Source organism: Pseudomonas sp. BN505 (assembly GCF_029873175.1).
Lineage (GTDB): Bacteria > Pseudomonadota > Gammaproteobacteria > Pseudomonadales > Pseudomonadaceae > Aquipseudomonas > Aquipseudomonas putida.
On record NZ_SSOI01000067.1, the window covers coordinates 337,315 to 358,996 of the forward strand.

At 61.8% G+C, this 21,682-nt stretch carries 17 protein-coding genes; 13 read left to right on the plus strand and 4 right to left on the minus strand.

Going from position 1 to position 21,682, the window contains the following annotated elements; all coding sequences use genetic code 11:
- Positions 1–59 precede the first annotated feature (59 nt).
- Positions 60–365, minus strand: a complete 306-nt coding sequence (locus tag E8E78_RS24030) for a hypothetical protein (RefSeq protein ID WP_016502151.1) — start codon at positions 363–365, stop codon at positions 60–62.
- A gap of 126 nt (positions 366–491) precedes the next feature.
- On the opposite strand from E8E78_RS24030, the gene E8E78_RS24035 reads away from it, so the two are divergent.
- On the plus strand, positions 492–962 hold the full coding sequence (locus E8E78_RS24035; protein WP_280312577.1) for an Lrp/AsnC family transcriptional regulator: 471 nt from the start codon (positions 492–494) through the stop codon (positions 960–962).
- A gap of 43 nt (positions 963–1,005) precedes the next feature.
- Here the strand turns inward: E8E78_RS24035 and E8E78_RS24040 are convergent, their stop codons facing one another.
- Positions 1,006–2,373, minus strand: coding sequence for a CYTH domain-containing protein (locus E8E78_RS24040; protein ID WP_016502149.1), 1,368 nt, complete (start codon positions 2,371–2,373; stop codon positions 1,006–1,008).
- A gap of 115 nt (positions 2,374–2,488) precedes the next feature.
- Between E8E78_RS24040 and argE the strand changes: the two genes are divergently transcribed.
- Positions 2,489–3,631, plus strand: coding sequence for an acetylornithine deacetylase (gene argE / locus E8E78_RS24045; protein ID WP_019473412.1), 1,143 nt, complete (start codon positions 2,489–2,491; stop codon positions 3,629–3,631).
- A 124-nt stretch (positions 3,632–3,755) separates the two neighbouring features.
- Positions 3,756–5,054 (plus strand): amino-acid N-acetyltransferase, encoded by a 1,299-nt coding sequence (gene argA / locus E8E78_RS24050; RefSeq protein WP_016502147.1) that lies wholly within the window; start codon positions 3,756–3,758, stop codon positions 5,052–5,054.
- A gap of 138 nt (positions 5,055–5,192) precedes the next feature.
- Here argA and E8E78_RS24055 read toward each other — a convergent pair whose 3' ends face one another.
- Complete coding sequence (locus E8E78_RS24055; RefSeq protein ID WP_016502146.1) at positions 5,193–6,569, minus strand: glutamine synthetase family protein; 1,377 nt, start codon at positions 6,567–6,569, stop codon at positions 5,193–5,195.
- A gap of 574 nt (positions 6,570–7,143) precedes the next feature.
- Here E8E78_RS24055 and E8E78_RS24060 point away from each other — a divergent pair.
- The 7 genes from E8E78_RS24060 (at position 7,144) to E8E78_RS24090 (ending at position 15,442) form a co-directional block, all read left to right on the plus strand.
- Entirely contained in the window at positions 7,144–8,502 is a 1,359-nt protein-coding gene (locus E8E78_RS24060) for a glutamine synthetase family protein (RefSeq protein ID WP_016502145.1), read from the plus strand.
- A gap of 48 nt (positions 8,503–8,550) precedes the next feature.
- Complete coding sequence (locus tag E8E78_RS24065; protein ID WP_049278307.1) at positions 8,551–9,912, plus strand: aspartate aminotransferase family protein; 1,362 nt, start codon at positions 8,551–8,553, stop codon at positions 9,910–9,912.
- Positions 9,913–10,081: 169 nt separating this feature from the next.
- Positions 10,082–11,179, plus strand: coding sequence for a polyamine ABC transporter substrate-binding protein (locus E8E78_RS24070; RefSeq protein ID WP_016502143.1), 1,098 nt, complete (start codon positions 10,082–10,084; stop codon positions 11,177–11,179).
- A 158-nt stretch (positions 11,180–11,337) separates the two neighbouring features.
- The gene (locus tag E8E78_RS24075) at positions 11,338–12,432 is read left to right on the plus strand and encodes a polyamine ABC transporter substrate-binding protein (RefSeq protein ID WP_041167936.1); all 1,095 of its coding nucleotides are present in this window, start codon (positions 11,338–11,340) and stop codon (positions 12,430–12,432) included.
- A 60-nt stretch (positions 12,433–12,492) separates the two neighbouring features.
- Positions 12,493–13,635 carry a polyamine ABC transporter ATP-binding protein gene (gene potA / locus E8E78_RS24080; protein ID WP_016502141.1) on the plus strand — a complete coding sequence of 381 codons (1,143 nt, stop codon included), beginning with the start codon at positions 12,493–12,495 and terminating at the stop codon, positions 13,633–13,635.
- Entirely contained in the window at positions 13,632–14,552 is a 921-nt protein-coding gene (locus E8E78_RS24085; protein ID WP_016489722.1) for an ABC transporter permease subunit, read from the plus strand. The genes potA and E8E78_RS24085 overlap by 4 nt, the downstream gene beginning before the upstream one ends.
- Positions 14,549–15,442, plus strand: coding sequence for an ABC transporter permease subunit (locus E8E78_RS24090; RefSeq protein ID WP_016489721.1), 894 nt, complete (start codon positions 14,549–14,551; stop codon positions 15,440–15,442). The genes E8E78_RS24085 and E8E78_RS24090 overlap by 4 nt, the downstream gene beginning before the upstream one ends.
- Positions 15,443–15,506: 64 nt before the next feature.
- On the opposite strand, the gene E8E78_RS24095 is transcribed toward E8E78_RS24090, so the two are convergent.
- On the minus strand, positions 15,507–15,962 hold the full coding sequence (locus E8E78_RS24095; RefSeq protein ID WP_197864817.1) for a transposase: 456 nt from the start codon (positions 15,960–15,962) through the stop codon (positions 15,507–15,509).
- Positions 15,963–16,259: 297 nt separating this feature from the next.
- On the opposite strand from E8E78_RS24095, the gene E8E78_RS24100 reads away from it, so the two are divergent.
- The 3 genes from E8E78_RS24100 to E8E78_RS24110 are packed head-to-tail and all read left to right on the plus strand — an operon-like array spanning position 16,260 to position 21,474.
- Positions 16,260–17,348: an efflux RND transporter periplasmic adaptor subunit gene (locus E8E78_RS24100; protein ID WP_197864818.1), complete on the plus strand. Its 1,089-nt coding sequence runs from the start codon at positions 16,260–16,262 to the stop codon at positions 17,346–17,348.
- Positions 17,345–18,412: an efflux RND transporter periplasmic adaptor subunit gene (locus tag E8E78_RS24105; protein WP_016502138.1), complete on the plus strand. Its 1,068-nt coding sequence runs from the start codon at positions 17,345–17,347 to the stop codon at positions 18,410–18,412. The genes E8E78_RS24100 and E8E78_RS24105 overlap by 4 nt, the downstream gene beginning before the upstream one ends.
- The gene (locus E8E78_RS24110; protein ID WP_280337144.1) at positions 18,409–21,474 is read left to right on the plus strand and encodes an efflux RND transporter permease subunit; all 3,066 of its coding nucleotides are present in this window, start codon (positions 18,409–18,411) and stop codon (positions 21,472–21,474) included. The genes E8E78_RS24105 and E8E78_RS24110 overlap by 4 nt, the downstream gene beginning before the upstream one ends.
- The last annotated feature ends 208 nt before the right edge of the window (positions 21,475–21,682 follow it).

Consider the following 21,682-nt stretch of genomic DNA (forward strand, 5'->3'; position numbering starts at 1 on the left):
GGTGTTCCTGCGGGAGCGGGCGAGCCCGCGAAGAGGCCGGCGCAGACACAGCAGAGGGGTCAGACCACTGCCAACGCCACCCGCTGTACATTGGTCAGGCTCACCTCACCCACACACACCAAATTACGCAGTTTCTGCGCAATCACTTCGGCCCGGTGCCAGCTCAGGCCGCCAATGCCGACTTCGATATCCAGCCAGTCTTCCTGCTGGCTGACGTGCACGCTGTGCGGGGTCAGGAACTGCAGGGCAAACAGGTTGAGCACGCGGCACAGGCTGTCGGGCTCGGCGTCGGCCTGCAGGCGGTAGTGCACGGTGCTGTGGGCGTTGCTGGCGGCCCAGGCGTCGGTACGGGGTTGTGCGTTCATGCTGGTCTCCGCAAATGTGGGAGAAATTCTTGCACGTCAGTGGCGGAATTTTTTCGCTATGATCTGATCATTTCGCTGTATTGATGAATTGATCAATTCAAATAACGCCGCTCAGGAGATTGAACAATGCATAGCGAGCTGGACGCTTACGACCGCCGCATTCTCGAACTGCTGCAAGAGGACGCTTCGCTGTCCAGCGCGCAGGTCGCCGAACGCGTAGGGCTGTCGCAGTCGCCGTGCTGGCGGCGCATACAACGCTTGAAGGAAGAGGGGGTGATTCGCGGACAGGTGACCTTGCTGGACCGCAAGAAGGTCGGCCTGAACACGCAGATTTTCGCCGAGGTGAAGCTCAATGCTCACGGGCGCTCCAACTTCACCGAGTTCACCGAGGCGATCCGCGGGTTTCCGGAGGTGCTTGAGTGTTACGTGCTGATGGGGGCGGTGGACTTTCTGCTGCGCATCGTCACGTCGGATATCGAGGCCTACGAACGGTTCTTCTTCGAAAAGCTGTCGAACGTGCCGGGCATTCAGGAAGTGAACTCCATTGTGGCGCTGTCCGAGATCAAGTCCACCACCAGCCTGCGGCTGTCGCGGTGAGGCCATTCGCGGCGCCGAACCGCCGCGAAATGGCGACGCGGTATCAAGCCTTGATCAGGTGCTTCCAGCCGCGGCTCTGATCCACTGCCCGGGCTTGTTCGATGCGCGCTTCCAGCACTTCATCGCTGATCGGCAGTTCGGCCAGCTCGTGCAGCTTTTTCAGGTCGCCATACAGGCGGTCCATCTGCGGCGCTTCCAGCACCTGGCGGGCGTGGTGCAGCCAGCCCAGCAGTTGCTCGATACGTGGCAGCTGCTCGGCCAGGTCTTCCGGGCGCTGGGTGTACAGCGGCAGCTTCAACGCACGGCCTTCCTCCCCCAGCAGGTGAGCCAGCCAGCTGGCCAGCTGCGCCTTGCCCTGACGCTCGCCACGGCCTTTGCGCTCCACGGTCCAGGCGCGGGCCAGCAGCCAGCGCGAGGTTTCCAGCGAGAACTGGCCCCAGCGCACGTCTTCCAGCTCTTCGGCAAACTGCTCGGGCGCGGCGCGGCGGATGTCTTCGTCGTCGTTGCCGGCCTGCACCAGCGGGCGCCAGTCTTCCAGCAGGGCATCGAGGCTGCTGCGCAGGTCACGGGTGCTGGCACGCGGCGCGGCCTGGCCAAGGCTGGCGGTGAGGGCGCGCAGTTCGCTCAGGCACTCGACCCAGTCCTGCAGCAGGCGCCAGTGGCCGTTGTGGCGGTACTGCTCGGCCAGGCGCTGGCTGCTGCCCAGCAGTTGCCAGGCCAATGCGGCGTAGGCGTCGTCCAGGGCCATTTCGGCTTCCAGCTCGGTGTGCGGCAGGCCCAGCTCGTAGCTGTCCGGCTCCAGCAGGCGGTAGCCACGCTCTGCCTTGCTGATGTCGCAGGGCATCAGCGGCAGGCTGGCGGCCAGCTCGGCGGCCAGCTCCAACAGCGCTTGCGGGTCACCTTCGCGCAGTTCCAGCTCCAGCTCGCAGATCTCTTCCTTGCGCTTGCCGGCAATCACGAAGCCTTGGTCCAGCGCGGCCTCGATCACGACTTTGCTCTTGCCACGGCCCCAGGCGATTTCGGCGTATTCACGGCTGAAGTCGGTGGTGAACAGCGGCTTGATGGTTTTCTTGTCCAGGCCTGCCAGTTGCTCGGGCCAGCAGGTGGCGTCCAGCTTCTTCAGATCGAGCTTGACCTTGTCCAGGTTCCATTCGTACTCGTTGCGCTCGGACAGGCCGGCCACGCTGGTGCCGCGGCACTTGAGGGTCTGGATGACGGCATCGCCATCGCGGCGCAGGCGCAGGGCGACACGGGCGGCGGACAGCTCACGCTCGGGGGTGTCGAAGTACTGGTTGAGCAGTTCACGGGTCTGCCAGCCGGACTTGTTGCGCTTTTTCAGCAGAGGGTGCTCGCGCAGGGCGGCAAGGGTCTCGCGGCTGGCGCGGAGCTTCAGTTCGGTTTCTTTGTGCATCACAGACTCGAAAGAGGGGCGTGGTTGGCGGAGAGTCTACAGCAGTCAGCCGCCAACGGTTTATTCCAGACGGCGGATAGTCCTATGATGGGCAACGCTTCCGAGGAGTTTGCGCATGCCGTTGCCGACGCTGAAAGACCAGTTTGCCGCCTTGATCGCCGCGCCTTCGGTCAGCTGCACCCAGCCCGCGCTGGACCAGTCCAACCGCCAGGTCATCGACCTGCTGGCGGGGTGGCTGGGCGACCTGGGCTTCACATGCGACATCCAGCAGGTCACGCCGGGCAAGTTCAACCTCTTGGCCAGCCGTGGCAGCGGCCCGGGTGGGCTGGTGCTGGCCGGGCACAGCGACACTGTGCCCTATGACGAACAACTGTGGGCCAGCGACCCGTTGAAGCTGACCGAGGTCGATGGCCGCTGGGTCGGCCTGGGCAGTTGCGATATGAAGGGCTTTTTTGCCCTGGTCATCGAAGCCGTCATCCCGCTGCTGGAGCACGATTTCAAGCAACCACTGCTGATCCTCGCCACCTGCGACGAAGAAAGCTCCATGTCCGGTGCCCGCGCCCTGGCCGAGGCCGGCCAGCCGCTGGGCCGTGCGGCGGTCATCGGCGAGCCTACCGGGCTACGGCCGATCCGCATGCACAAGGGCATTCTCATGGACCGCATCGACATCCTCGGGCGCAGCGGCCATTCGTCGGACCCGAACCTGGGCCGCAGCGCCATGGAGGCCATGCATGCGGTAATGGGCGAGTTGATGGGCCTGCGCCAGCAATGGCAGCAAACCTATCGCAACCCACAGTTCACCGTGCCGACCCCGACCATGAACTTTGGCTGCATCCACGGCGGCGACAACCCCAACCGCATCTGCGGCCAGTGTGCGCTTGAATTCGACCTGCGACCGTTGCCGGGCATGGATGTAGAGCAACTGCGCGCAGCCATTCGCGAGAAGTTGGTGCCCGTGGCCGAGCGCCATGATGTGCGCATCGACTACGCGCCACTTTTCCCGGAGGTGCCGCCGTTCGAGCAGGCTGCCGATGCCGAGCTGGTGCAAGTGGCGGAACGCCTGACCGGCCATCGCGCCGAAGCGGTGGCGTTCGGCACCGAAGCGCCTTATCTTCAGCAGCTGGGCTGCCAGACCATCGTGCTGGGCCCTGGCGACATCGCCTGTGCCCACCAGCCCGGCGAATACCTTGAAATGTCACGAATCGAGCCTACCGTGCGTCTATTGCGTGACCTGATCCGGCACTATTGCCTGCACTAAACGTCAATCGAGTTGATTCGTTCCTGCCTAGAGGAGACCGCGCGTGACCGCAAGCCTGTTCCGACGATGATCTTGAACGCCCCTTGTATCGCCGTTCTCCGTCCACTTATTCACAGGCCCTGTCATGCCCGACTACGTCAACTGGCTGCGTCATGCCTCCCCGTACATCAATGCCCATCGCGACTGCACCTTCGTGGTCATGCTCCCTGGCGATGGGGTGGAACACCCTAATTTCGGCAACATTGTCCACGACCTGGTATTGCTGCACAGCCTTGGCGTGCGCCTGGTGCTGGTGCATGGCTCGCGCCCGCAGATCGAAAGCCGCCTGGCCGATCGCGGGCTGACCCCGCACTACCACCATGGCCTGCGTATTACCGATGCCGCTACCCTGGACTGCGTGATCGATGCCGTAGGCGCCCTGCGCCTGGCCATCGAGGCACGCCTGTCGATGGACATCGCCGCGTCGCCGATGCAGGGCTCGCGCCTGCGCGTGGCGTCCGGCAACCTGGTTACCGCACGGCCGATCGGCGTGCTCGAAGGGGTGGACTACCACCACACTGGTGAAGTGCGCCGGGTAGACCGCAAGGGCATCAGCCGCCTGCTCGACGAGCGCTCCATCGTGCTGCTGTCGCCGCTGGGCTACTCGCCCACCGGGGAAATTTTCAACCTGGCCTGCGAAGACGTGGCTACCCGTGCCGCCATCGAACTGGGCGCCGACAAGTTGCTGCTGTTCGGCGCCGAGCCGGGCCTGCTGGACGCAGACGGCAAGCTGGTGCGGGAACTGCGCCCGCAGCAGGTTGCCCCGCACCTGCAGCGCCTGGGCAGCGACTACCAGGGCGAGCTGCTGGACGCCGCCGCCGAGGCCTGCAAGGGCGGCGTGGCCCGCAGCCACATTGTCAGTTATGCCGAGGACGGCGCGCTGCTGACCGAGCTGTTCACCCGTGGTGGTGGCGGTACGCTGGTGTCGCAGGAGCAGTTCGAGGTGGTGCGTGAGGCGACCATCGAGGATGTGGGCGGCTTGCTGGAGCTGATCAGCCCGCTGGAAGAACAGGGCATCCTGGTGCGCCGCTCGCGTGAAGTGCTGGAGCGGGAGATCGAGCAGTTCAGCGTGGTGGAGCGCGAGGGCATGATTATCGCCTGTGCGGCGCTGTACCCGATTGCCGACTCCGAGGCAGGGGAACTGGCATGCCTGGCGGTGAACCCGGAATATCGCCACGGCGGGCGCGGGGATGAATTGCTGGAGCGCATCGAGAGCCGGGCGCGGCAGATGGGTTTGAACACCCTGTTTGTGCTTACGACGCGCACTGCGCACTGGTTCCGCGAGCGCGGTTTTGCACCCAGCGGCGTGGAGCGCCTGCCATCGGCGCGGGCATCGCTGTACAACTACCAGCGCAACTCGAAGATTTTCGAGAAACCCCTGTAAGCCTGTGCCGGCCTCTTCGCGGGTAAACCCGCTCCCACAAGGACTGAATGCTGTGCAATACCTGTGGGAGCGGGTTTACCCGCGAAGCAAGCGGCGCGGTCCGGAATGAAAAACGCCGCCCTTGTGGGCGGCGTTTTCTTACACGGTGTGCAGGTACCAGTTGTACTCGAGGTCGGAGATCGAGTGCTCGAACTCCTCCAGCTCGCTTTCCTTGCACGCGACAAAGATGTCGATGTACTTCGGATCGATGTACTTGTTGAGGATCTCGCTGTCGTCCAGCTCGCGCAGGGCATCGCGCAGGTTGTTCGGCAGGCTCTGCTCCAGCTGCTCGTACGAGTTGCCTTCGATCGGCTTGCCCGGCTCGATCTTGTTGGTCAGGCCATGGTGAACGCCAGCCAGCACGGCCGCCATCATCAGGTACGGGTTGGCATCGGCGCCGGCTACCCGGTGCTCGAGGCGCACGGCATCGGCAGAGCCTGTTGGCACACGCAGCGCTACGGTGCGGTTGTCCAGGCCCCAGCTTGGCGCGTTCGGTACATAGAACTGCGCGCCAAAGCGGCGGTACGAGTTGACGTTCGGGCAAAGGAACGCCATGGACGCGGGCAGGGTCTCGAGCACACCGCCGACAGCGTGACGTAGCGCGGCGTTCTGCTCGGGATCCTCGCTGGTGAAGATGTTGTGGCCATCTTTGTCCAGCACGGAAATGTGTACATGCAGGCCGTTGCCTGCCTGGCCCGGGTAGGGCTTGGCCATGAAGGTGGTATCCATTTCATGGTCGTAGGCGATGTTCTTGATCAACCGCTTGAGCAGTACCGCGTAATCGCAGGCCTTGAGCGGGTCGGGCACGTGGTGCAGGTTGACTTCGAACTGCGCCGGGGCGCTTTCCTTGACGATGGCGTCGGCCGGGATGCCTTGTTCTTTCGCGCCTTCAAGGATGTCCTGCAGGCAGTCGGCATATTCGTCGAGGTCGTCGATCAGGTACACCTGGGTCGACTGCGGGCGTTTGCCCGAAATTGGCGAGCGCGGCGGCTGTGGGCGGCCGTTCACGTTCTCCTGGTCGATCAGGTAGAACTCCAGCTCGAATGCAGCGCAGATGGTAAGGCCCAGTTCGTCGAACTTGCTCACTACCTGACGCAGCACTTCACGAGGGTCGGCGAAGAACGGCTCGCCTTCGATCTCGTGCATGGTCATCAGCAGTTGGGCAGTGGGGCGCTTTTGCCACGGCTCATTACAGAGCGTGTCGGGGATCGGGTAGCAGATGCGGTCAGCATCGCCGATGTCCAGGCCAAGCCCGGTGCTTTCGACGGTGGAACCGTTGATGTCCAGGGCGAAGAGGGAGGCCGGCAGGTTGATGCCTTTCTCGTAAACCTTGTGGAGGCTGGTGCGCTCAATGCGCTTGCCACGCACCACACCATTCATATCTGCAATCAGAAGGTCAACGTAGAGAACCTCAGGATGTTCCTTAAGGAACGCGTTCGCTTCGTTAAGCTGAACGGCACGCGGGGGTACCGACATGATGCAACACCTTTGTTGTTAAAAATATCAATCAAGGGGGGCTTGCAGGACCAGTCAATCGAAAAGCCATACTGATGTCAAGCCAACCCCATGATGCCCTGAAATGGCACATCTACGGCAGATTTGCTGCAAATCGGGGCGTGCCATTATCCGCTATTTCACGTGTGAAGGGCTATCTCAAGCGTACCGTCTTTTATTTTTTACGCGGGTGTTGTGTAAAAAAATGAACAAGGCTAAGCTCGGTCACAACCCAGAACACAATAATACGAGGGTCACATGGTCCGCTTGCCGCGACCTGAAAGCACTGCCTGCGCAGTGCCAACGGGTACCTCTGTCGTTTTTGCAAGCTTCGTCAATGGCGTGGTCGCCCTGGCCGCAATAATTGACGTTTGGCGTTTCCGGGCCCGCCCTCGTAGCGGCTTGCCGCCCTTCGCTTCGTCTTCCTGCCCTTCGAACTCATTACGGACACACTTGTTTTCAGTGTATCCACTGCGGCGCTGCGCGGGGGTTTTTGCTTTAGCAATCTACTCCATCCAGAATCAATGCGCGGCCCACCTTACCTCCTGAGGTATTTATGAGTAACAACCTCGACCAGCTCACCGATTGGTTGAAAGAGCACAAGATCACCGAAGTCGAATGCATGATCAGTGACCTGACCGGCATCACGCGCGGCAAGATTTCGCCCACCAACAAATTCATCGCCGAAAAAGGCATGCGCCTGCCCGAGAGCGTGCTGCTGCAGACTGTGACCGGCGACTACGTCGACGACGACATCTATTACGAACTGCTCGACCCGGCCGACATCGACATGATCTGCCGCCCCGACGAGAATGCCGTGTTCCTTGTACCGTGGGCCATCGAGCCGACTGCGCAGGTGATCCACGACACCTACGACAAGAAGGGCAACCCGGTCGAACTGTCGCCACGCAACGTCTTGAAGAAAGTCCTCAAGCTCTACGCCGACAAGGGCTGGCAGCCGATTGTCGCGCCTGAGATGGAGTTCTACCTGACCAAGCGCAGCGAAGACCCGGACTTCCCGTTACAGCCCCCGGTAGGCCGTTCGGGCCGCCCGGAAACCGGCCGCCAGTCGTTCTCGATCGAAGCCGCCAACGAATTCGACCCGCTGTTCGAAGACGTCTACGACTGGTGCGAACTGCAGCAGCTGGACCTGGACACGCTGATCCACGAAGACGGCACGGCGCAGATGGAAATCAACTTCCGTCACGGCGACGCCCTGCACCTGGCCGACCAGATCCTGGTGTTCAAGCGCACCATGCGCGAGGCGGCCCTCAAGCACAACGTGGCTGCCACCTTCATGGCCAAGCCGATGACCGGCGAGCCGGGCAGTGCCATGCACCTGCACCAGAGCGTGGTCGACGTGGCCACCGGGAAGAACATCTTCAGCAATGAAGACGGCAGCATGAGCGAGCTGTTCCTCCACCACATCGGTGGCCTGCAGAAGTTCATCCCCGAGGCACTGCCGCTGTTCGCCCCCAACGTCAACTCGTTCCGCCGCTTCCTGCCCGACACTTCGGCGCCGGTGAACGTGGAGTGGGGCGAAGAAAACCGCACAGTCGGCCTGCGCGTACCGGATGCCGGCCCGCAAAGCCGCCGGGTCGAGAACCGCCTGCCGGGCGCCGACGCCAACCCATACCTGGCCATTGCTGCCAGCCTGCTGTGTGGCTACATCGGCATGGTCGAAGGCATTCAGGCCAGCGCGCCGGTACAGGGCCGTGGCTACGAACGCCGCAACCTGCGCTTGCCGCTGACCATCGAAGACGCCCTGGAGCGCATGGAAAACAGCCGGGCGCTGGTGCAGTACCTGGGCAAGAAGTTCATCACCGGCTACGTCGCAACCAAGCGCGCCGAGCATGAAAACTTCAAGCGTGTCATCAGTTCCTGGGAGCGAGAGTTCCTGCTGTTCGCTGTCTGATAAACCCTGGGGCCGCTGGAGCGCGGCTGTCGAACAACGGAGAAGCACATGAGCACCAACAACCCGCAAACCCGTGAATGGCAAAACCTGAGCGGGGAGCACCATCTCGCACCTTTCAGTGACTACAAGCAGCTGAAGGAGAAGGGGCCGCGCATCATCACCAAGGCCCAGGGGGTGCATTTGTGGGACAGCGAGGGGCACAAGATCCTCGACGGCATGGCGGGCCTGTGGTGCGTGGCGGTCGGTTACGGCCGTGAAGAGCTGGTGCAGGCAGCAGAAAAGCAGATGCGCGAGCTGCCGTACTACAACCTGTTCTTCCAGACGGCCCACCCGCCTGCACTGGAACTGGCCAAGGCCATTACCGATGTGGCGCCCGAGGGCATGACCCATGTGTTCTTCACCGGCTCCGGCTCCGAAGGCAACGACACCGTGCTGCGCATGGTGCGCCACTACTGGGCGTTGAAGGGCAAGCCGCACAAGCAGACCATCATCGGCCGTATCAACGGCTACCACGGCTCCACCTTCGCCGGTGCTTGCCTGGGCGGCATGAGCGGCATGCACGAGCAGGGCGGCCTGCCGATTCCGGGCATCGTGCACATCCCGCAGCCGTACTGGTTCGGCGAAGGCGGTGACATGACCCCGGATGCGTTCGGTATCTGGGCGGCCGAACAGCTGGAGAAGAAAATCCTCGAAGTCGGCGAAGACAACGTCGCCGCCTTCATCGCCGAGCCTATCCAGGGCGCAGGCGGCGTGATCATCCCGCCGGAAACCTACTGGCCGAAGGTGAAGGAGATTCTCGCCAAGTACGACATCCTGTTCGTTGCCGACGAAGTCATCTGTGGTTTCGGCCGTACCGGCGAGTGGTTCGGCTCTGATTACTACGACCTCAAGCCCGACCTGATGACCATCGCCAAGGGCCTGACCTCCGGTTACATCCCAATGGGCGGTGTGATCGTGCGTGACAAAGTGGCCAAGGTGATCAGCGAAGGCGGTGACTTCAACCACGGCTTCACCTATTCGGGCCACCCGGTAGCGGCGGCGGTGGGCCTGGAAAACCTGCGCATCCTGCGCGACGAGCAAATTGTCGAGAAGGCGCGTACTGAAGCGGCACCGTATTTGCAAAAGCGTTTGCGTGAGCTGCAGGACCACCCGCTGGTGGGTGAAGTGCGCGGCCTTGGCATGCTTGGCGCGATCGAGCTGGTGAAAGACAAGGCCACCCGCAGCCGTTACGAGGGCAAGGGCGTGGGCATGATCTGCCGCACCTTCTGCTTCGAAAACGGCCTGATCATGCGTGCGGTGGGTGACACCATGATCATCGCGCCGCCGCTGGTCATCAGCCATGCGGAAATCGACGAACTGGTGGAAAAGGCACGCAAATGCCTCGACTTGACCCTTGAGGCGATTCGGTAGGCATTTGCTAGGCTAGCGATGTGACATTAAGTCGTTACAAGGCTCTGCTTTCCTTGAAACAGAGCCTCGTAACTTGCCAGACTAGCGACTGATTCAGTCGCCGCGCGCTCTGCACCGTAGGTCCTGGCTGCTGAACAGATGGCTAAATAAAAATTCTGGAGCATGACGCATGAATAAAATGGGCAAGACGTTGCTGGCCGCAGCCCTGATGGGTGCCATGGCTACTGCTGCACAGGCTGACGACAAGGTGTTGAACGTCTACAACTGGTCGGACTACATCGCGCCGGACACCATCGCCAAGTTCGAGAAGCAGACCGGTATCAAGGTCAAGTACGACGTCTTCGACAGCAACGAAACCCTCGAAGCCAAGCTGCTGGCAGGCAAGTCGGGCTACGACATCGTGGTGCCGTCCAACAACTTCCTGGCCAAGCAGATCAAGGCTGGGGTTTACGAGGAACTGGACCGTTCCAAGCTGGCTAACTGGAAAAACCTCGATCCGGACCTGCTCAAAGCCGTTGGCGATGCCAGCGACAAGGACAACAAGCACGCCTTCCCGTACATGTGGGGCTCGATCGGCATCGGCTACAACCCGGAGAAGGTCAAGGCCGCGCTGGGCGTGGACAAGATCGACTCGTGGGACGTCGTGTTCAAGCCTGAGAACATTGCCAAGCTCAAAAGCTGCGGTGTGAGCTTCCTGGATGCACCGACCGAAATGATCCCGGCCGCGCTGCACTACCTGGGCCTGCCGAGCGACAGCACCAAGAAAGAAGACCTGAAGGCCGCCGAGGACCTGTTCCTCAAGATTCGTCCTTCGATCACCTATTTCCACTCCTCCAAGTACATCGGCGACATGGCCAACGGCAACATCTGTGTAGCCGTCGGTTACTCGGGTGACCTGGAGCAGTCCAAGGCCCGTGCCCACGAAGCCGGCGACAAGGTCAAAGTGGACTACGTCATTCCGAAGGAAGGCGCCGGTACTTTCTACGACATGGTCGCCATCCCGAAAGATGCCGAGCACAAGGATGAGGCCTACCAGTTCATGAACTTCCTGCTGCAGCCGGAAATCATGGCCGAGATCACCAACGCCGTGCGCTTCCCGAACGGCAACCAGGCTGCCACTGCGCTGGTGGATAAAGACATCAGCGGTGACCCGAGCATTTACCCGCCTGCCGAAGTGAAGAAGCAGCTGTACGCAATCGCTGCGCCTGACGCTTCTGTGCAGCGTGTGATCACCCGCAGCTGGACCAAGATCAAATCGGGCAAATAAGCCCGATGCGACACCTCTGGGCCGGGCTTTACCGGCCCGGAGCCAGTGAAAGGCAATTGTTGATTGCGGCATCGAAGCTGCGAAGGTAAGTTGCGCGCCGGTTTTGCGTGTGCGGCAGCATTGTCGCGACCCAGGCACTGATTGTGAGGAGCACCCACTTGTCTATTTCTGTATTCCGCAAGGCCTTGATGGCCGGTGCGGGCCTGACGCTGGCATGCAGCGTCCAAGCGGCGCCTACGGTGCACTTTTACAACTGGTCCGACTATATCGGCCCGACCACACTCGCGGACTTCGAGAAAGCAACGGGCATCAAGCCCGTGCAGGACGTGTTCGACTCCAACGAAACCCTGGAAGGCAAGCTGCTGGCCGGTAACACCGGCTATGACGTGGTAGTGCCGTCCAACCATTTCCTCGGCAAGCAGATCAAGGCGGGCGCGTTCCAGAAGCTCGACAAGAGCCTGCTGCCCAATTATGCCAACCTGGACCCGGCGTTGATGAAACGCCTGGAAAAGAACGACCCGGGCAACCAGTACGCCGTGCCTTACCTGTGGGGCACCAACGGCATCGGTTACAACGTCGACAAGGTGAAGGCCGCGCTGGGCGTGGACACCATCGACTCCTGGGCCGTGCTGTTCGAACCCGAGAACATGAAGAAACTCTCCAAGTGCGGCGTGGCCTTCCTCGACTCGGCGGACGAAATGCTGCCGGCGGTGCTCAACTACATGGGCCTCAACCCCAACAGCACCGACCCCAAGGACTATGCAAAAGCCGAGCAGAAGCTGCTGGCCGTGCGCCCGTACGTGACCTACTTCCACTCGTCCAAGTACATCACCGACCTGGCCAACGGCGACATCTGCGTCGCGGCAGGCTTCTCGGGCGATATCTTCCAGGCCAAGGCCCGCGCTGAAGAAGCGAAGAAGGGCGTGAACCTGGCCTACGCCATTCCCAAGGAAGGCGGCAACCTCTGGTTCGACGTGCTGGCGATCCCCGCCGACGCCAAGAACGTCAAAGAGGCCCACGCCTTCATCAACTATTTGCTGAAACCTGAGGTTATCGCCCAGGTCAGTGATTACGTCGGTTACGCCAACCCGAACCCCAAGGCTGGCGACCTGATGGACCAGGCCGTGAGGACTGACGCTGCGGTTTACCCACCGCAGGAAGTGCTGGACAAGATGTTCGTGAATTCAGAGTTGCCGCCCAAGGTGCAACGTTTGATGACCCGTAGCTGGACCAAGGTCAAGTCGGGCAAGTAACAATCCAGGCCCGCCGCCCAAGCAGGGGCGGGCACACAAATCTTGTTGGGAGTTTCACTCATGGCAGTTGCCTCCGGTGCCTATAAGAAAGCCCTCGAGGGTGGCCAGCAACCCAAGCAGGTGCTGGTCAAAATCGACCGGGTCACGAAGAAGTTCGACGAAACCATCGCCGTAGACGATGTGTCACTGGAAATCCGCAAAGGCGAGATCTTCGCCCTGCTGGGTGGCTCCGGTTCCGGCAAATCGACCCTGCTGCGCATGCTGGCAGGCTTCGAGCGCCCTACCGAAGGGCGGATCCTGCTCGACGGCGTCGACATCACCGACATGCCGCCCTACGAGCGGCCGATCAACATGATGTTCCAGTCCTACGCCCTGTTCCCACACATGACCGTGGCACAGAACATCGCCTTCGGCCTGCAGCAGGACAAGCTGCCCAAGGCTGACATCGACGCCCGCGTGGCCGAGATGCTCAAGCTGGTGCACATGACCCAGTACGCCAAGCGCAAGCCGCACCAGCTGTCCGGTGGACAGCGTCAGCGCGTAGCCCTGGCCCGCTCCCTGGCCAAGCGCCCCAAGCTGCTGCTGCTCGACGAGCCGATGGGTGCGCTGGACAAGAAACTGCGTTCGCAGATGCAGCTGGAACTGGTAGAGATCATCGAACGCGTGGGCGTGACCTGCGTGATGGTGACCCATGACCAGGAAGAGGCCATGACCATGGCCCAGCGCATTGCCATCATGCACCTGGGCTGGATTGCCCAGATCGGCTCGCCCGTGGATATCTACGAAACGCCGACCAGCCGCCTGGTGTGCGAGTTCATCGGTAACGTCAACCTCTTCGAAGGTGATGTGGTCGATGATGCCGAAGGCTACGCGATCATTGCCAGCCCGGAGCTTGAGCGCAAGATCTACGTGGGCCACGGCATCACCACCTCGGTGGAAGACAAGCACATCACCTACGCGCTGCGCCCGGAAAAGCTGCTGGTAACCACCAAACAGCCGGATTTCGAGCACAACTGGTCGCGCGGCAAGGTGCACGACATCGCCTACCTGGGTGGCCACTCGGTGTTCTACGTGGAGTTGCCGAGCGGCAAGGTTGTGCAGTCGTTCGTCGCCAACGCCGAGCGCCAGGGTACCCGCCCGACCTGGGGCGATGAAGTGTACGTGTGGTGGGAAGACGACAGCGGCGTGGTACTGCGGTCATGAAACTGCGCAAGCTCAAGCGAGCCTTCCAGCGCCTGACCCCGCGGGGGCGGCACGTGGTGATCGGCGTGCCGTTCATCTGGCTGTTCCTGTTCTTCATGCTGCCGTTCTTCATCGTGCTGAAGATCAGCTTCGCCGAAGCCGACGTGGCGATCCCGCCGTATACCGAGATCTACAGCTACGTCGAAGACAAGATCCAGTTGGTGCTCAACCTGGCCAACTATGGCTTGTTGACCGAGGATGAGTTGTACCTCTCGGCTTACCTGGGCTCGTTGAAGATGGCTTTCTTCAGCACCCTGCTGTGCCTGCTGATCGGCTTCCCGATGGCCTACGCCATTGCCAACGCCAAGAAGGAAACCCAGACCGTCCTGCTGCTGCTGATCATGATGCCGACCTGGACCGCGATCCTGATCCGCGTCTATGCCTGGATGGGCATTCTCAGCAACAACGGCCTGCTCAACGGCTTCCTGATGTGGACCGGGTTGATCGACCAGCCGCTGCAGATCCTCAACACCAACCTGGCGGTGTACATCGGTGTGGTCTATTCGTACCTGCCATTCATGATCCTGCCGCTGTTCGCCAACCTGGTGAAGCATGACCCGAGCCTGCTCGAGGCTGCATCCGACCTGGGTTCGAGCACCTTCAACAGCTTCTGGAAAATTACCGTGCCGCTGTCGAAGAACGGCATCATCGCCGGCTGCATGCTGGTGTTCATCCCGGTGGTGGGCGAGTTCGTGATCCCTGAACTGCTCGGCGGCCCGGAAACCCTGATGATCGGTAAAGTGCTGTGGCAGGAGTTCTTCAACAACCGTGACTGGCCGGTAGCCTCTGCGCTTGCGGTAGTGATGCTGGCGATCCTGATTGTGCCGATCCTGCTGTTCAACCGCAGCCAGGCCAAAGAAATGGAGGGCCGCGCATGAAACGCTTCAGTTTCTCCAAGCTGATGCTGGTGCTCGGCTTGCTGTTCATCTACCTGCCGATGCTGATCCTGGTGATCTACTCGTTCAACGCCTCCAAACTGGTGACGGTGTGGGGTGGCTGGTCGATCAAGTGGTACGTCGGCCTGCTCGACAACACCCAGTTGATGGGGTCGGTGATGCGCTCGCTGGAAATCGCCTGCTACACGGCGGTGGCGGCGGTGGCGCTGGGTACGCTGGCGGCCTTCGTGCTGACCCGGGTCACCCGCTTCAAGGGCCGTACGCTGTTCGGTGGCCTGGTCACCGCGCCGCTGGTAATGCCTGAAGTGATCACCGGTCTGTCGCTGTTGCTGCTGTTCGTGGCCATGGCGCAGATGATCGGCTGGCCGCAGGAGCGCGGTATCGTCACTATCTGGATCGCCCACACCACGTTCTGTGCGGCGTATGTGGCGGTGGTTGTATCGGCGCGGCTGCGTGAGCTGGACCTGTCGATCGAAGAAGCGGCAATGGACCTGGGTGCCAAGCCGTGGAAGGTGTTCTTCCTGATCACCATCCCGATGATCGCGCCGTCGCTGGCGGCGGGCGGCATGATGTCGTTCGCGCTGTCGCTGGACGACCTGGTGCTGGCCAGCTTCGTGTCCGGCCCGGGTTCGACCACCTTGCCGATGGAAGTGTTCTCGGCAGTGCGCCTGGGCGTGAAGCCGGAGATCAACGCCGTGGCCAGCCTGATCCTGCTATCGGTGTCGCTGGTGACCTTCTTTGTCTGGTACTTCAGCCGCCGCAGCGAAGAGCGTCGTCGCAAGGCGATTCAGCAGGCGATCGAGGAAGGCGCTGCGGCCAACGCTTCGCAGCCGCAGGTCAAGCGCCCGACACAGGTAGCTGCGTCGGCCTGACCCGGCCCTTTCGCGGCGGTTCGGCCCTTTCGCGCCGAACCGCCGCGAAGGCTCCAGCATCGAATCAAAGCCATACTGCATCCCAGTGTGGATATTCCCGGACACTTCTGACCAATCCAGCCCTCAATGGATTGGCAACAATGTACCGGGCTACATGCACCATGCTTTTCTCCGTTCTCAATGCCCGGTCCTGATACCCAGGCTGCCATACCGGGTCATGCCTAACCCCTGCCTGATGTAATGCGAGACTGGAGCGGGACTTGAACCTGCGCATCAGGGTAGCCAGTGTTGTTCCTTTCAGCTCGATCAGCCAATGCAGATGGTCTGGCATCAGCACCCACGCCAGTGAGCGGCAGGCGTGCTCCTGATCGGCTTGCCGCAATTGGTGAATGACTAACCGGGCATGGTGGAAGTCATCGAATAGCGGCTTGCGCTGATGGGTAACAGTGGTCAGCAGATAAAGCCTGTCAAGTTCTGAATAGCGACCACGACGAAGCAGACGGGATTGGGCCCTGGGCATCAGGTTCTTCCTTGAATAGAGATCAACATCCCAAGGTAGTGGCTGTGTTGCACCCCCAGGGAAGCAGATGATTTCTGGATATGGCAGGACCGGCCCTTTCGCGGGTGAACCCGCTCCCACAGGTACTGCACAGGATTCAGCATATGCACGATCTCTGTGGGAGCGGGTTCACCCGCGAAGAGGCCGGCACAGGCTTTGAAAATGCCGAACTGATCCGCGTCAGTGATGTTTATCGAACCCTGAACTACGCTCACAGTCGCATTCCACAAATCATTTGTGCACGAGCAAGGAGCCAGCATGGCGTTGATGCGTCCGCTGTCGGTCGTCTGCCTGGGGCTGCTTTACATGCTCACCGGCTGTAGCAAGGAAGAGGTCCCCGAGACGCTGCCTCGGGTGGGTGTGCAACAGGTCCAGTCCACCGATTTCGCTGCCAGGGTCACCCTGACCGGCGATGTGCAGGCGCGGGTGCAGACTGATCTGTCGTTCCGTGTCGGCGGCAAGATCATTTCGCGCAGCGTCGATGTTGGCGATCACGTCAAGGCCAACCAGGTGCTGGCCCGGCTGGACCCGAAAGACCTGCAGAACAACGTCGACTCGGCCAAGGCCGAAGTATTCGCCGCGCAGGCGCGGGTCACCCAGACCAGCGCCGCCTTCGTGCGCCAGCAAAAACTGCTGCCCAAGGGTTACACCAGCCAGAGCGAATACGATGCTGCCGAGGCCGCGCTGCGCAGCAATCAGAGCGCGCTCAAGGCCGCCCAGGCGCAACTGGCCAATGCCAACGAGCAACTCAGCTACACCGCACTGGTCTCCGAGGCCGCCGGGGTGATCACCGAGCGCCAGGCCGAAGTCGGCCAGGTGGTGCAGGCGACCATGCCGATCTTCAGCCTGGCCGTGGATGGCGACCGCGATGCGGTGTTCAATGTCTACGAGTCGCTGCTGGTGGCGCCGCCCAGCGATGCCGGGGTAGTCGTGAGCCTGCTGGACGACCCCAAGGTCCAGGCGCAGGGTTTCGTGCGCGAAATCACGCCCACGGTGTCGGCGCAAAGCGGCACGGTGCAGGTCAAGGTGGGCCTTAAAGACGTGCCACCCGGCATGCAACTGGGTGCACCAGTCACCGCCTCCACCAATGCCCAGGGCCGGCCCAGCGTCGAACTGCCGTGGTCGGCGCTGACCAAGGCCCTGCATGACCCCGCCGTATGGGTGGTGGGCGAGGGCGACAAGGTGGAATTGCGCAAAGTCGAAGTCAGCCGTTATCTCACCGGCAAGATTGTGGTCGCCAGCGGCCTGAAGGGCGGCGAAACCGTGGTGGTCACTGGCGGGCAGTTGCTGCACCCCGGCATGAAGGTGCAGAAGGTCGACGCCAAGGCCCAAGGGGGTGAGCTATGAAACGCCTGCTGCTGATGCTGTCGGCCGGCGTATTGCTGGCTGGCTGCAGTAGCGAAGAAGAAGCACCAGAGCCGATTCGGCCGGTGCTGTCGGTCAAGGTCGAACCCCAGGTGCAGTCGCAACTGGGCCGCTTCGCCGGCAGTATCCAGGCGCGTTTTGAAAGTACCTTGGGCTTTCGTGTTTCCGGACGCATTGCCCGGCGTTGGCTGGATGTGGGCGCCCAGGTGAAGCCGGGCGACACCCTGGCCACCCTCGACCCGACCGACCAGCAGAACCAGCTGCGCGCCGCCGAAGGCGACCTGGCCAAGGTGCAGGCGCAGTGGATCAACGCCCAGGCCGATGCCCGTCGCCAGCAACAGCTGTATGACCGCGGCGTTGGCGCCCAGGCCCAGCTGGATATCGCCCAGACCAACCTGAAAACCACCAGCGCAGCGCTGGAGCAGGCGCGCTCTGCGCTCAGCCAGGCCCGTGACCAGCTCGACTACAGCACCCTGCGCACCGACCACGCCGCCGTGATTACCGCCTGGCAGGCCGAAGCCGGGCAAACCGTAACGGCCGGCCAGGCCGTGGTGACCCTGGCCCGTCCGGACGTGAAGGAAGCGGTGATCGACCTGCCCATCGGCCTGGCCGAACAACTGAGCAGTGGCCTGACCTTCACCGTCGCCTCGCAGCTCGACCCCACCATCAACACCACCGCCACGCTGCGCGAACTGGAACCTCAGGCCGACGCCACCACCCGCACCCGCCGCGCCCGCCTGACCTTGGCCGGCACGCCTGCGGCCTTTCACCTGGGCACCGCGATCAGCGTGACCTTGAGCTCGCAAGTCACGCCCCGCAGCGAACTGCCCCGCAGTGCCTTGCTCGAGCGTGACGGCAAGACCCAGGTGTGGGTGATCGATACGCAGCAGAAGACCGTTGCAACCCGTGACGTGGCGCTGATCGAACGCACCGCCGACAGCATCGTGCTGACGTCGGGCGTGCAGCCCGGTGAGCGCGTCGTTACCGCAGGTGTGAACAGCCTGAAGCCTGGCCAGAAGGTCACCTTCGACGAGGATGCGCAATGAAAGGAAGCTTCAACCTCTCCGAATGGGCGCTCAAGCACCAGTCATTCGTGTGGTACCTGATGTTCGTTGGCCTGCTGATGGGGATTTTTTCGTACTTCAACCTCGGGCGTGAGGAAGACCCGTCGTTCACCATCAAAACCATGGTCATCCAGACCCGCTGGCCCGGTGCGACCCAGGACGAAACCCTGTACCAGGTCACCGACCGCATCGAGAAGAAGCTCGAAGAACTCGACTCGCTCGACTACACCAAGAGCTACACCCGCCCCGGTGAATCCACGGTCTACGTCTACCTGCGCGACACCACCAAGGCCAAGGACATTCCGGATATCTGGTACCAGGTGCGCAAGAAGATCCAGGACATTCGTGGCGAATTCCCGGCGGGCATCCAGGGCCCGGGTTTCAACGACGAATTCGGTGATGTATTCGGCTCGATCTATGCCTTTACCGCCGACGGCCTGACCTTGCGCCAACTGCGTGACTACGTGGAACAGACCCGGGCCGAGGTGCGCGATGTGCCCAACATCGGCAAGATCGAGCTGGTCGGCACTCAGGACGAAGTGCTGTACCTGAACTTCTCCACCCGCAAGCTGGCCGCCCTGGGCATTGACCAGCGCCAGGTGATGCAGGCCCTGCAATCGCAGAACGCGGTGACCCCGGCTGGCGTCATCGAGGCCGGCCCGGAACGTATTTCGGTGCGTACCTCCGGCCAGTTTGCCTCGGAAAAGGACCTGCAAACCGTCAACCTGAGGATCAACGACCGCTTCTTCCGCCTGGCCGACATCGCCGACATCGAGCGCGGTTACGTCGACCCGCCTTCACCGATGTTCCGCTACAATGGCCAGACGGCGTTGGGCCTGGCCATCGGCATGAAGGCCGGTGGCAACATCCAGGTGTTCGGTGAGGCGCTGAAAAAGCGCATGGACAAAGTGGTCCAGGACTTGCCGATAGGTGTCGGCGTCCACACCGTGTCGGACCAGTCCGTGGTGGTCAAGCAAGCGGTCGGCGGCTTTACCAGTGCGCTGTTCGAGGCAGTGGTGATTGTGTTGGCCGTCAGTTTTGTCAGCCTCGGCGTGCGTGCGGGCCTTGTGGTGGCCTGTTCGATCCCGCTGGTGCTGGCCATGGTGTTCGTGTTCATGGAGTACAGCGGCATCACCATGCAGCGGATTTCGCTGGGGGCGTTGATCATTGCGCTTGGCCTGCTGGTGGACGATGCGATGATTACCGTGGAGGTGATGGTCACGCGGCTGGAAATGGGCGAAACCAAGGAGCAGGCGGCGACATTCGCCTACACCTCCACAGCCTTTCCCATGCTGACCGGCACCTTGGTGACCGTGGCGGGTTTTGTGCCTATCGGCCTGAACGCCAGCTCCGCGGGTGAATACACCTTCACCCTGTTCGCGGTGATCGCCGTGGCCCTGATAGTGTCTTGGGTGGTGGCAGTGTTCTTTGCGCCGGTGCTAGGGGTGCATATTCTCAAGAGCGACAAGGTCAAGGCCCATGAGGCCGAGCCTGGCCGTGTCGGGCGGGCATTTGAAGGCGGGTTGCTGTGGTGCATGCGCAACCGCTGGTTGACCATCATCGGTACCGTGGTGCTGTTCGCGCTGGCGCTCTTTTGCATGCGCTTCGTGCAGAACCAGTTCTTCCCGTCCTCGGACCGCCCGGAAATTCTCGTCGACCTCAACCTGCCACAGAACGCCTCGATCGAGGAAACGCGCAAGGTGGTCGACCGCTTCGAGGCGCGGATCAAGGACGACCCGGACCTGGTGCACTGGAGCACTTACATTGGTCAGGGGGCGGTCCGCTTCTACCTGCCCCTCGACCAGCAGTTGCAGAACCCTTACTACGCGCAGCTGGTGATTGTCAGCAAAGGCTTCGAAGAGCGCCAGGGCATGATGGAGCGTCTGCAGAAGATCCTGCATGAAGAGTTCGTCGGCATTGGCTCCAATGTGCAGTCGCTGGAAATGGGCCCGCCTGTAGGGCGGCCGATCCAGTACCGGGTCAGTGGTCCTGATATCGATCAGGTGCGCAAGCACGCGATCGAACTGGCCACCTTGCTTGACCAGAACAAGCACATCGGCGAGATGATCTACGACTGGAACGAGCCGGGTAAGGTGCTGCGGGTGGAAATCGCCCAGGACAAGGCACGCCAGCTGGGGCTGTCGTCGGAAGACGTGGCCAATGTGATGAACAGCATCGTCAGTGGCGTGCAGATCACCCAGGTCAACGACAACATCTACCTGGTGGACGTGGTCGCGCGGGCCGAAGACAGTGAGCGCGGCTCGCCCGATACCCTGCAGAACCTGCAGATTCTCACCCCCAATGGAACTTCGATCCCGCTGCTGTCATTCGCTACCGTGCGCTACGAGCTGGAGCAGCCGCTGGTGTGGCGCCGGGATCGCAAGCCGACCATCACCCTCAAGGCTTCGGTCACTGGCGAGATCCAGCCCACCGACCTGGTGGCGCAGCTCAAGCCGAAGATCGATGAGTTCGCCAGCCAGCTGCCGGTCGGTTACGAAGTGGCCACTGGCGGTACGGTAGAGGAGAGCAGCAAGGCTCAGGGCCCGATCGCCAAGGTCATTCCGCTGATGCTGTTCCTGATGGCGACCTTCCTGATGATCCAGCTGCACAGCGTGCAGAAGCTGTTCCTGGTGGTCAGCGTGGCGCCGCTGGGGTTGATCGGTGTAGTGCTGGCGCTGGTGCCCACCGGTACCCCGATGGGCTTCGTGGCGATCCTCGGCATCCTGGCGCTGGCGGGCATCATCATTCGTAACTCGGTGATTCTGGTGACCCAGATCGACGAGTTCGAAGCCCAGGGCTTCTCGCCTTGGGATGCGGTGGTGGAGGCCACCAACCATCGGCGCCGGCCAATCCTGCTGACTGCGGCGGCGGCCAGCCTGGGCATGATCCCGATTGCCCGCGAGGTGTTCTGGGGGCCGATGGCTTACGCCATGATTGGCGGGATCATCGTTGCCACCCTGCTGACGCTGCTGTTCCTGCCGGCCTTGTATGTGGCCTGGTACAAGATCCGCGAGCCTGAAAACAGCACTAAAACCCAACACTGAACCCTGTGGGAGCGGGCGTGCCCGCGAATGCGATGGTGGATTCACTGTCGCATTCGCGGGCACGCCCGCTCCCACAGAGGCATTTGAGCACCTGTAAAATCACGATTTGAATTTGGTTATATAAACATTCTTAAACAGTATTTTTAAGAATAACTCCGCCTCACTACTATTGCCCTCAAGCCAGGCGCAAATCCCCTTCAAACCTCTG

What these genes read in the sequence shown, in the direction of transcription:
- E8E78_RS24030 (WP_016502151.1), bottom strand. Translation starts at nt 365, where the DNA reads ATGAACGCACAACCCCGTACCGACGCCTGGGCCGCCAGCAACGCCCAC.
- E8E78_RS24035 (WP_280312577.1), top strand. Translation starts at nt 492, where the DNA reads ATGCATAGCGAGCTGGACGCTTACGACCGCCGCATTCTCGAACTGCTG.
- E8E78_RS24040 (WP_016502149.1), bottom strand. Translation starts at nt 2,373, where the DNA reads ATGCACAAAGAAACCGAACTGAAGCTCCGCGCCAGCCGCGAGACCCTT.
- argE (WP_019473412.1), top strand. Translation starts at nt 2,489, where the DNA reads ATGCCGTTGCCGACGCTGAAAGACCAGTTTGCCGCCTTGATCGCCGCG.
- argA (WP_016502147.1), top strand. Translation starts at nt 3,756, where the DNA reads ATGCCCGACTACGTCAACTGGCTGCGTCATGCCTCCCCGTACATCAAT.
- E8E78_RS24055 (WP_016502146.1), bottom strand. Translation starts at nt 6,569, where the DNA reads ATGTCGGTACCCCCGCGTGCCGTTCAGCTTAACGAAGCGAACGCGTTC.
- E8E78_RS24060 (WP_016502145.1), top strand. Translation starts at nt 7,144, where the DNA reads ATGAGTAACAACCTCGACCAGCTCACCGATTGGTTGAAAGAGCACAAG.
- E8E78_RS24065 (WP_049278307.1), top strand. Translation starts at nt 8,551, where the DNA reads ATGAGCACCAACAACCCGCAAACCCGTGAATGGCAAAACCTGAGCGGG.
- E8E78_RS24070 (WP_016502143.1), top strand. Translation starts at nt 10,082, where the DNA reads ATGAATAAAATGGGCAAGACGTTGCTGGCCGCAGCCCTGATGGGTGCC.
- potA (WP_016502141.1), top strand. Translation starts at nt 12,493, where the DNA reads ATGGCAGTTGCCTCCGGTGCCTATAAGAAAGCCCTCGAGGGTGGCCAG.
- E8E78_RS24085 (WP_016489722.1), top strand. Translation starts at nt 13,632, where the DNA reads ATGAAACTGCGCAAGCTCAAGCGAGCCTTCCAGCGCCTGACCCCGCGG.
- E8E78_RS24090 (WP_016489721.1), top strand. Translation starts at nt 14,549, where the DNA reads ATGAAACGCTTCAGTTTCTCCAAGCTGATGCTGGTGCTCGGCTTGCTG.
- E8E78_RS24095 (WP_197864817.1), bottom strand. Translation starts at nt 15,962, where the DNA reads ATGCCCAGGGCCCAATCCCGTCTGCTTCGTCGTGGTCGCTATTCAGAA.
- E8E78_RS24100 (WP_197864818.1), top strand. Translation starts at nt 16,260, where the DNA reads ATGGCGTTGATGCGTCCGCTGTCGGTCGTCTGCCTGGGGCTGCTTTAC.
- E8E78_RS24105 (WP_016502138.1), top strand. Translation starts at nt 17,345, where the DNA reads ATGAAACGCCTGCTGCTGATGCTGTCGGCCGGCGTATTGCTGGCTGGC.
- E8E78_RS24110 (WP_280337144.1), top strand. Translation starts at nt 18,409, where the DNA reads ATGAAAGGAAGCTTCAACCTCTCCGAATGGGCGCTCAAGCACCAGTCA.